The sequence below is a fragment of the Frankia umida genome (assembly GCF_023242945.1).
Lineage (GTDB): Bacteria > Actinomycetota > Actinomycetes > Frankiales > Frankiaceae > Frankia > Frankia umida.
Window position 1 is genome coordinate 42,755 of the sequence record NZ_JALKFT010000035.1, and the last position, 9,524, is coordinate 52,278.

At 71.6% G+C, this 9,524-nt stretch carries 7 protein-coding genes; 5 read left to right on the plus strand and 2 right to left on the minus strand.

Translation table 11 applies throughout. The features are described 5' to 3' along the window. The first annotated feature begins 41 nt into the window (after positions 1 to 41). Together MXD59_RS22525 and MXD59_RS22530 are read left to right on the plus strand one after the other, a co-directional pair. Entirely contained in the window at positions 42 to 3,872 is a 3,831-nt protein-coding gene (locus MXD59_RS22525) for an ABC transporter ATP-binding protein (RefSeq protein ID WP_248826595.1), read from the plus strand. After that, the gene (locus tag MXD59_RS22530) at positions 3,869 to 4,246 is read left to right on the plus strand and encodes a hypothetical protein (RefSeq protein ID WP_248826596.1); all 378 of its coding nucleotides are present in this window, start codon (positions 3,869 to 3,871) and stop codon (positions 4,244 to 4,246) included. The genes MXD59_RS22525 and MXD59_RS22530 overlap by 4 nt, the downstream gene beginning before the upstream one ends. On the opposite strand, the gene MXD59_RS22535 is transcribed toward MXD59_RS22530, so the two are convergent. Both MXD59_RS22535 and MXD59_RS22540 read right to left on the minus strand, forming a co-directional pair. Beyond that, positions 4,142 to 5,026: a DUF459 domain-containing protein gene (locus MXD59_RS22535; protein ID WP_248826597.1), complete on the minus strand. Its 885-nt coding sequence runs from the start codon at positions 5,024 to 5,026 to the stop codon at positions 4,142 to 4,144. The two genes, MXD59_RS22530 and MXD59_RS22535, sit on opposite strands and share 105 nt — an antisense overlap. Further along, positions 5,020 to 6,642, minus strand: coding sequence for a phospholipase D-like domain-containing protein (locus MXD59_RS22540; protein WP_248826598.1), 1,623 nt, complete (start codon positions 6,640 to 6,642; stop codon positions 5,020 to 5,022). Before MXD59_RS22540 ends, MXD59_RS22535 begins: the two co-directional genes overlap by 7 nt. 145 nt (positions 6,643 to 6,787) lie before the next feature. Between MXD59_RS22540 and MXD59_RS22545 the strand changes: the two genes are divergently transcribed. The 3 genes from MXD59_RS22545 to MXD59_RS22555 all read left to right on the plus strand — a co-directional run bounded on the left by MXD59_RS22545 (position 6,788) and on the right by MXD59_RS22555 (position 9,432). Further along, positions 6,788 to 7,534 (plus strand): polysaccharide deacetylase family protein, encoded by a 747-nt coding sequence (locus tag MXD59_RS22545; RefSeq protein WP_248826599.1) that lies wholly within the window; start codon positions 6,788 to 6,790, stop codon positions 7,532 to 7,534. A gap of 462 nt (positions 7,535 to 7,996) precedes the next feature. Next, positions 7,997 to 8,713: a response regulator gene (locus tag MXD59_RS22550; RefSeq protein ID WP_163549301.1), complete on the plus strand. Its 717-nt coding sequence runs from the start codon at positions 7,997 to 7,999 to the stop codon at positions 8,711 to 8,713. Positions 8,714 to 8,928: 215 nt separating this feature from the next. Further along, the gene (locus tag MXD59_RS22555; protein ID WP_308301768.1) at positions 8,929 to 9,432 is read left to right on the plus strand and encodes an LON peptidase substrate-binding domain-containing protein; all 504 of its coding nucleotides are present in this window, start codon (positions 8,929 to 8,931) and stop codon (positions 9,430 to 9,432) included. Positions 9,433 to 9,524 lie beyond the last annotated feature (92 nt).

The window sequence follows — 9,524 nt, forward strand, 5'->3', positions numbered from 1 at the left end:
CGAATGCCGAGCCGTCCAGCGCGGAGCGGGATCGGGGGTGGGTGCGGCGGCTGCTGGGGGCGGTGCTGGTCTATCGGCGCAACGCGCTGCTGGCGTTCGGGGCGTCGCTGGTCGGGACGTTGATCACGGCGGCGGTGCCGTTGGTGGAGCGGTCGGTCATCGACAACGTGGTGGTGACGCATCGGCATGCGCTGGCGCCGTATCTGGTGGTGCTGCTCGCGTCCGGTGTGCTGATCTTCGTGTTGACGTTCGTGCGGCGGTACGCGGGCGGGAAGCTCTCGTTGGACGTGCAGTATGACCTGCGTGACCAGGTCTTCGCGACGATCGAGCGGCTCGACGGGAACCGGCAGGACCAGTTGTCCACGGGGCAGGTGGTGTCGCGGGCGATCTCCGATGTGACGGCGATCCAGGGGTTGCTGTCGTATCTGCCGATGGTCAGTGGGAACGTGCTGCTGTTCTTCGCGTCCATGGCGGCGATGGCGTGGCTGTCGCCGTTGCTGACGCTGATCGCGCTGGCGATGTGGCCGGCGCTGTACTTCTTGGGGATTCGGGCGCGGCACACCGTCTTTCCGGCGACCTGGGCAGCGCAGCAGCAGGCGGGGGAGGTCGCGGGGGCCGTCGAGGAGGCGGTCGCCGGGGTGCGGGTGGTCAAGGGGTTCGGGCAGGAGTCGCGGGAGCTTGACCGGGTCGCGGGGCACGCGCGGCTGCTGTTCGCGCTGCGGATGCGGGCGGTGCGGATCACCAGCCGGTTCGGCGCGGCGATGCAGGCGGTGCCGGCGCTGGGGCAGGTCGCGGTGCTGGCGTTCGGCGGGTGGCTGGCGCTCACGGACAGGATCACGCTCGGCACGTTCCTCGCGTTCAGCACCTACCTTGGCGCTCTGATCGGGCCGACCCGCACCCTCGCGGGGCTGCTCACCGTCGGCCAGCAGGCCAAGGCCAGCACCGTGCGGATCTTCGAGATCATCGACTCGCGGCCCACGATCAGCGACGCACCGGACGCGCGTCCGCTCGAGGGCGCCGCTCGTGGCCTCGTCGAACTCGACGATGTCACCTTCGGCTACCAGCCGGAGCGGCCGGTGTTGCAGGGGGTGAGCCTGCGCGTCGAACCGGGCGAGACCCTGGCGCTTGTCGGGACGTCCGGCTCGGGCAAGTCGACGATCGCGCAGCTGCTGGCGCGCTTCTACGATCCGCAGGGCGGAGCTGTCCGCCTCGACGGGCACGACGTGCGCACGCTGACCCTCGCGGGTCTGCGCGGGCAGCTCGGCATGGTCTTCGAGGACAGTTTCCTGTACTCCGACTCGGTCCGGGCGAACATCAGCTACGGCCGGCCGGACGCGACCGAGGAGCAGATCGTCGCGGCCGCCCGCGCCGCCCAGGCCGACGGGTTCATCCGCGAACTGCCGGACGGTTACGGCACGGTTGTCGGCGAGCAGGGGCTGACCCTGTCCGGTGGGCAGCGCCAGCGGGTCGCACTCGCCCGCGCCCTGCTCACGGACCCACGGGTGCTGGTTCTCGATGACGCCACGTCCGCTGTCGACGCCCGCATCGAGGCGGAGATCCACACCGCGCTCGCCGAGGTGATGCGCGGGCGCACCACGATTCTCATCGCGCACCGCCGCTCCACCCTGCACCTCGCCGACCGCGTCGCCGTCCTGGACGCCGGCCGGGTCGTCGACCAGGGCAGCGAGGCCGAACTCGCCGCCCGCTGCTCGCTGTTTCGCCGCCTGCTCGCCGGTCCTGGCGACCGCCTCGCCGAGGAACCCGGGCAACCGGAACCGGAGCCGGTGTCGGAGCCTGGGTCGGAGCCGGCCGCGGCGGCGTTGCCGGCACAGCCGCCGTCGATGCCAGCGGCGTTGCCCGTCCAGGCGATCTCCGCCGGGCAGCGGCGGTCCACCACCACCGCCGGCGCTGATGGTGGACGAGGTGGCTTCGCTGGCCGCGGTGCCGGGGGGATCGGCGGTGGCCAGGGGTTTCGCGGGCCGGCGGGGCGGGCGTTCGGGGGCGGGGGTGCGTTCGGGGATGTCCCGGCGACACCGGACCTGCTCGCCAAGGTCGACGCGTTGCCACCGGCGACCGAGGATCCGCACATCGACCAGGGCGCGGCCGCCGCGCCCGACCCGGGTTTCACCCTGCGACGACTGCTGGCCTGGGTGCGGATTCCGCTGGTGGTGGGCCTGCTGCTGGTCGCGTTGGACGCACTCGCCGGGCTCGCCGTGCCGGCGCTGGTGCGCCACGCCGTCGACCACGGGGTGAGCACGGGCGCGCGGAACGCGCTGTTCGCCACGGCTGGTGTCGCGCTGGCGGTGACCCTCGCCGACTGGGTGGTCCAGGTCTGGCAGACCAGGGTCACCGGGCGGATGGGGGAGCGGCTGCTCTACGTGCTGCGGGTCAAGACCTTCGCGCAGTTGCAGCGGCTCGGACTGGACTACTACGAGCGTGAGCTCGCCGGGCGGATCATGACCCGGATGACGACGGACGTCGACGCGCTGTCGACGTTCCTGCAGACGGGGCTGACCACCGCGATCGTCAGCCTGCTGTCGTTCTTCGGGGTGCTGGTCGCGCTGCTGATCCTGGACGCCCAGCTCGCCCTCGTCGTCGTGGCCGTGCTGCCGGTGCTCATCGCCGCGACCGTGGTGTTCCGGCGGCGCTCGTCCGCGGCGTACACCGAGTCGCGGGAGCGGGTCAGCGCGGTCAACGCGTCCCTGCAGGAGAACCTGACCGGGCTGCGGGTCGCGCAGGCCTTCGGCCGTGAACAGGTCAACCAGGAACGTTTCCGTGAGCTCTCCGACGCCTATCGGGTGTCCCGCGTCCGCGCCCAGCGGATGATCGCGATCTACTTCCCCGGGGTGGAGTTCCTGTCCCGGATCGCGCTCGCCCTGGTGCTCGGGGTCGGCGCGCACCTGGTCGACGACGGATCGCTGACGGCCGGTGGGCTGCTCGCGTTCATGCTGTACGTCAATCTGTTCTTCTCACCCGTCCAGCAGCTGTCGCAGGTGTTCGACGGCTACCAGCAGGCGATGGTGGGGCTGCGGCGGCTGTCCGACCTGCTGCGCACGCCGACGTCCACGCCGCCCGCCGAGCATCCGCGAGCCGTCGGCCGGTTGGCCGGCGAGATCATCCTCGATGATGTGACGTTCGCCTACACGGTGGGCGGGCAGCGGACGAAGACCCGGGCGGTGGACGCGGTGAGCCTGCGGATCGCGCCGGGGGAGACCGTCGCGTTCGTCGGGGAGACCGGGGCGGGCAAGTCGACGGTGCTCAAACTCGTCGCCCGCTTCTACGACGTCACCGGCGGGGCGATCCGCGTCGACGGGGTGGACGTGCGTGAGTTCGACCTGTCCGGCTACCGGCGGCGCCTGGGCATCGTGCCGCAGGAACCGTTCCTGTTCTCCGGGTCCGTGCGCGACGCCATCGCCTACGCCAGGCCCGACGCCTCCGACGAACAGGTACGTGCGGCGGCGCGGGCCGTCGGCGCCGAGGCGTTCATCGCATCGCTGCCCACGGGCTACGACCATCCCGTCGGCGAACGTGGCCGTGGGCTGTCCGCCGGGCAGCGCCAGCTGCTCGCGCTCGCCCGCGCCGAACTCGCCGACCCGGACATCCTGCTGTTCGACGAGGCCACCGCCGCCCTCGACCTCGCCACCGAGGCCGCCGTCACCGCCGCCGCCGAAGCTGTCACCACCCGGCGGACCACGATCGTCATCGCCCATCGGCTCACCACCGCCGCCCGCGCCGACCGGGTCGTCGTCATGGCCGGCGGACGTGTCGCCGAACAGGGCACCCATGCGGAGCTCCTCGACGCCGGCGGCGCCTACAGCCGGCTCTGGGCGGCGTTCACCGCGGGAAACGCCGACAATTCCGCGATGGCATGATTCGATCCCTGGCGGCCTGGGGACGTCCACCCCAGCGATCCAGGGAGGTCAACATGTGGACGAATGCGATGCTCGTCGTCGACGTCGCCTGGCCGGAGCTGCCCCGTGAGCTCTCCGGGCCCGACGAACTCGTCGATCAGCTCGTCGACGCCAAGCTGCGGGAACGGGCCGGGATCACCGCTGTCGACGAACACGGCCTCGCCCTGGCGCTGCGTCGACCGGAGGAGGCCGAGACGTTCGCGGCCGACCTCGCCGACCGGCTGTGCGCGCTAGGGATGCCGGACCGTACCTACCTGTCCTGGCGGGATGAGCTCGGCCTGCACCGCCGTTCCGTCACGGGACGCCGCATCGCGACCACCCGCCGGGTCGCCTGAACCGCCGTCGCGGTCGGCCCCGGCGGACAGCGTCGCCGTCGCGATCGCCGCTCCGTAGCGGGCGGCGCCCGGCGATGGCAGCGGGCAGGGGGTCATCGGCGGCACCGTCAGCGGGCAGAAGTGGGTGCCGTCCGGGCTGCGGACGGTCACGAAGCCGCTCGGCCCGCAGGTCTCGCCCCTGGTGCAGTGCAGGGTCGGCGTGAACCGGCCGTTGTCGGTCACCACCCGTCCCGCCGGTGCGACGGTGACGACCCCGCCGGGACGATGGTCGGCGGCGATCCGCTGCCACACCCGGTCCAGCGCGGTGCGGCCCGCGGCGTCCACCGGCTGGTCCGACCGCGGCGGCGCCTCCACCAGGACGACGGCGACCCCGGCGGCGGTCAGCTGATCCACGGCCTGGCCGACGTCGGCCCGGTAGGCGGCGACCAGATCCCGGCCGCGCATGCAGGGGGTGCCCTCGTTACCGGAGAACGCCAGCGCCGCCACGGTCGGACGGAACGCGCGGAGCTGGACCGCCAGATCGGGGAGCCAGTCGCAGGGGGCGGTCCCGCCCCAGGTCCGCACGAGCGCGGTGGCGTGCCGGTCGGCCTCCACGTCCCGGGTGAACACCGCCCCCGCCTCCCAGGCCAGCGAGTCGCCCCACAACACGACCCGCTGGCCCGCGACCGATCTGGTCCGCGACGCCGGATGCTGCACGACCCAGGTACCCGCGACGAGCACCAGGGCCGTCACGAACAGCCACGAGATCGGGCTGAGTCGTCTGGTCCGGCCGATCACCATCGTCCGGCGGTCCGCATCCGACGGGGCCGACCGTCCGGATCGTAGATCGCGTGGTAGAGCGATCGTGCCCAGGCCTGCTGGACCCGGCCGAGCTGATGCGGGGTGTGCGGTACCACCCGCCCCGGCGGACGATCACCGACCCGCCCGCCGGCGTGCCAGGCGGCCAGCGCCGCCGCCCGTTCGCGGAACAGGGCGAACCCCGTCTCCGGGTCGATCAGGTCGTCGTCGGGACCGTCCCAGTCCAGGTGCTCACGCCACAGGTTCAGGCGCAGGTCACGGGCGTACACCCGGGCGCCGTCGCCGAGCCCGCCCGGGTCGCGTGGCTCCCGCGGGTCGAGCTCGTCGTCGATGGTCGCCACCGCGAGCTCGCTGTCATGTGTCCAGGACCGACGGTTGAGGTTGTCCGACCCCACCGACGCCCACACGTCGTCGACCGTCACCGCCTTCGAGTGGACGTAGACGGGCGTGCCCGCGTGGTTCTCCACGTCGTACACCGCGACCCGGTCACCGCCCGCGTCGCGGCAGACCTGAAGCGCCTGCTGCCGGCCGACCAGGTTCGGCGGCAACGACAGCGCCCCGCCCTGGGTCGGATGCCGCGGCACCACGATGATCAGATGAAGCCGCGGGGAGCGGCGCAACGCCTCGGCGAACAACTCGGCGACCTCGATGGACCACATGTACTGGTCCTCCAGGTAGATCAGCCGGCTGGCCCGCCGCAGCACCTTCTGGTAGGCGCGGGCGATCGAACGCTCCCCGACCCGCGCGAACGGGTACGGCCCCCACCGCCGCCGCGGGTAGGTCCGCAGGATCTGCACGTTGTGCGAACCGGCCGGTGCCGGGTCGGCCTGCTGCGGGTCGGGTAGCGGCTCGGTGGACGTCGCCACCGGACGCAGCCGGTAGTACAGCCGCCGCACCGGGTTCGGGTTCTCCAACGACGTCGGATCATCCCAGCGTTCGCGGAACGTGTACTCGAGATCACCGACCGCCGGACCACGCACCTCGACCTGAAGATCGTGCCAGGGCGGGGCGTCGCCGTACGCCTTCGCGATCGGCTGGCTCTGCGGATCGCCGGCGTGTGCCGCGTCGTCGCGCCGGTTGTAACACAGGTCGATCCCGCCGGCGAACGCGATGCCACCGTCGGGGTCGCCGCCGCGGCGGGCGATCACGAGCTTCTGGTGGTGCGAGCCGCCGGCGCGCACCCGCTGGTCCAACGCGACCTGGGCGCCCGCTTCCGCCAGCCGTTCGGCCAGCAGCCGGTTCGGCTTCGAGCTGAACGAGAGCAACTCCAGATGCGAGCGCCAGAGCAGCCCACGCACCGTGATCCCACGGGCGGCCGCCCGGCCCAGCACCTCACCCACCTCGGAGCCGGCACCGTCCAGGCGCTGGTCGAGATCGCCGCGCCAGTCGGTGAACAGCAACAGGTCACCGGCGTCGAGGCTCTCGACGGTCGTCAGCAGCCGGCTGAAGTACTCCCGGCCATGGATGAGCGCCACGACCTGGTTGCCGGTCGTCCACAGTCGCCCGTCACCGCGCCGTCGATCCAGCGCGGTGTCCGGATTGCCCCGCTCGTCGCCCGCGAGGAACCAGGACGTGAGCATCTCCTCCTTGCTGGGCACGGGTAACGCTGTCGTGCCGTCAACGGTCACCGTCGCCTCACTTTCTGCTCCCAGTTCCAGTACGCCCCATACCGCCTCTTACCAGCCTGCGAAGCCGGGGGCGTGACCGGACTCATAGCCATCGCCCCTGTGGGACAGTCTCGGCATGCGGCCCTCCGGCGTACCACTGATGGTGACGTTCGGCCTGACGGCCGGGGTGGCCTACGGACTGCCGTCGCTGGCGACCCTGCGCCGGGCCCGCATCCGGCTCACTCCACGTCTGGCCGGGATCGGCACGCCCGACCATGTCGCGCTTACCTTCGATGACGGACCTGACCCGGCATCCACCCCATTGTTCCTTGCGGTGCTCGCCGAGCTGGAGGTAAGGGCCACCTTCTTCGTGCTGGGCAGTCAGGTCCAGCGGGCGCCGGGCCTGGCCGCGGAGATGGTCGCGGCCGGGCACGAGCTCGGCGTGCACGGCTGGGATCACCGCTCCATGCTGCTGCGCGGCCCCCGCTCGACCCACGACCAGCTGCTGCGCACCCGCGACCTGATCGCCGAGGTGACCGGCCAACCGCCGCGTCATGTTCGCCCACCCCACGGCATCCTGTCGTCCGGGGTGCTGCTGGCCGCCCGGGCCCTGGAGCTCACCCCGGTGCTCTGGTCGGCCTGGGGTCGGGACTGGACCGCCGACGCCACCCCGGCCAGTGTGCTCGCCACCCTCGCCCCCGACCTGCGCGGCGGCGCCACGGTGCTGCTGCACGACAGTGACTGCACCAGCGCCCCCGGTGCCTGGCGCAGCGCGCTGGGCGCCCTGCCCGAGCTCGCCGCCCGCTGCGACGACGCCGGGTTGCGGGTCGGCCCGCTGGCCGAGCACGGTCTGTTCGACCACGGTCTGTTCGCCCGGGTCTGACGCGGCACCGGTGATGAATGCGACATCACCGGATACCCAGCGGTATTACCACGATGCGACGCGCCTCGCCTATTTGCTGCACCGATAGATAACCTCGCTGCCCAAATGACGATTGGTCATTGGCGGCTCGTCGGGTAATCCCGACGCTTGCCGTCTGCGTCCGTTTTCGGGTGGTCTGCGCGCCTGCTGGTGTCCGGTCGGTGTCCGGGGCTGGGGTCGGCTGGCCGGAACGGCTGCCGCATCGCGGACGAACCCGCTGATACCCGCAGTTCGCCGCGCCCGATCCCCGTATTATTTCCGGCATGTCGGATGCCTTACCGGGGATCGGCGCCACCACCTCGCCGACGCCGTCACGACCACTGGTATGTCCTTCATCACGTAGAGTGGATGAGTGTCCGAACCCTCTTTCGTTCGCGTCCGCGTCATGGGCCGGACGTTTCGCCGCTGATACCCGGGTATGTGATGACGGCCAGTGTTGTGCCGCCGTCGGCCGCTGAAGCCGGCACCGTCGAGGGCTCCGCACCGATTCGAGTCCTCGTCGTAGACGACCATGAGCTTTTTCTGCAGGGCCTGCAGACCGTGCTGGAGATCGAGGACGACATCAGTGTCGTCGGTCAGGCCGGCGACGGCCAGGAGGCGCTGTCGCTGGCATCGGGCACCCTGCCGGACATCGTCCTGATGGACGTGCGCATGCCCGGCCGCGACGGCATCGCCGCCGCCAGCGCCATCCGCCGAGCGGTGCCGCGGACCAGGATCGTGATGTTGACGATGTCGGACGAGGAGTCCGACCTCTTCGACGCGATCAAGGCCGGTGCCGTCGGGTATCTGCTCAAGTCCATCCCGCCGCACGAGGTGGCCGACGCCGTCCGCGCCGTGCACAACGGCCAGAGCCTGATCAGCCCCTCGATGGCCTCGAAGCTGATGGTCGAGTTCGCCACCATGGCCCGCGGTTCGGATGATCGACCACGTGCCCCCGCCCCCCATCTGACCGCCCGTGAGCTCGAGGTCCTGCGACTGGTGGCCGAGGGCCGGGCCAACCGCGAGATCGCCCGCAAGCTGTTCATCAGCGAGAACACGGTCAAGAACCACGTGCGCAACATCCTCGACAAGCTCCAGCTGCACTCCCGGATGGAAGCGGTCATGTACGCCGTCCGCCAGGGCCTGTTCGACATCGAATGACGCCACCCGCGCGCTGAGCCCCTACCGGTGGGCCGGGTACCTGCGGGTCCCGTACCGGCGGTCTGCGCCGCCCTTGGCGCCGAGGTCTGCGCTGAGCTCTGCGCCGAGAGCGGTGGCCGAGGGCGTTCGCTGAGGGCGATCAGGCTTCGGAACATCGATGGACTGACCTGAGTTAAGCCATGGTGACTCAACTTCCTGACGTGAGGGTGGACCACATGGCACAGCACAGGGTGTTGCCCGTCCTGCCGCTGGACGACGCGGTCGTCCTGCCCGGCATGGTGGTGTCCCTCGACCTGGCCGACGACGAGACCCGTGCGGCCGTGGATGCCGCCCGTGCCGGCGGGGCTCCCGGCGCCTCCGACGCTCGGGCGCCGGGCGTCTCCAGCCGGCCCGCCGGGGGCGGCGCGCAGGTGCTGCTCGTCCCACGGATCGACGGTCAGCTCGCCCAGGTGGCCGCGGTCGGGGTGATCGAGCAGACCGGGCGGCTGCCGCGTGGCGGTTCGGCCGCCGTGGTGCGGGGAACGTCCCGCGTCAGCGTCGTCGCGCTGCGTCCGGCACCGCCCGCGCCCGACGCTGAAGCCGCCGCGGGCGACGCCGGTGCGGGCGACGCCGTCAAGGTGCGCTGGGCCGAGGTCCGTGACCTCGAAGCCGGCGCTGACGAAGGTGCGCAGGGGCTGGCGCGTGAGTACAGGGCGCTGTTGACATCCTCCCCGGTCTGAAGACCGGGGATTCCTACCCTCGCGGGCAGGTTTTCCTGTTTCACTGACAGACGCCTCCCCACTGCTAGGAGTGGGGTGGTCTCACTCCGTCT

Bases quoted from the DNA above. Each gene is read 5' to 3' on its own strand.
- MXD59_RS22555 (WP_308301768.1), top strand. From the start codon at position 8,929: ATGGCACAGCACAGGGTGTTGCCCGTCCTGCCGCTGGACGACGCGGTC.
- MXD59_RS22550 (WP_163549301.1), top strand. From the start codon at position 7,997: ATGACGGCCAGTGTTGTGCCGCCGTCGGCCGCTGAAGCCGGCACCGTC.
- MXD59_RS22545 (WP_248826599.1), top strand. From the start codon at position 6,788: ATGCGGCCCTCCGGCGTACCACTGATGGTGACGTTCGGCCTGACGGCC.
- MXD59_RS22530 (WP_248826596.1), top strand. From the start codon at position 3,869: ATGATTCGATCCCTGGCGGCCTGGGGACGTCCACCCCAGCGATCCAGG.
- MXD59_RS22535 (WP_248826597.1), bottom strand. From the start codon at position 5,026: ATGGTGATCGGCCGGACCAGACGACTCAGCCCGATCTCGTGGCTGTTC.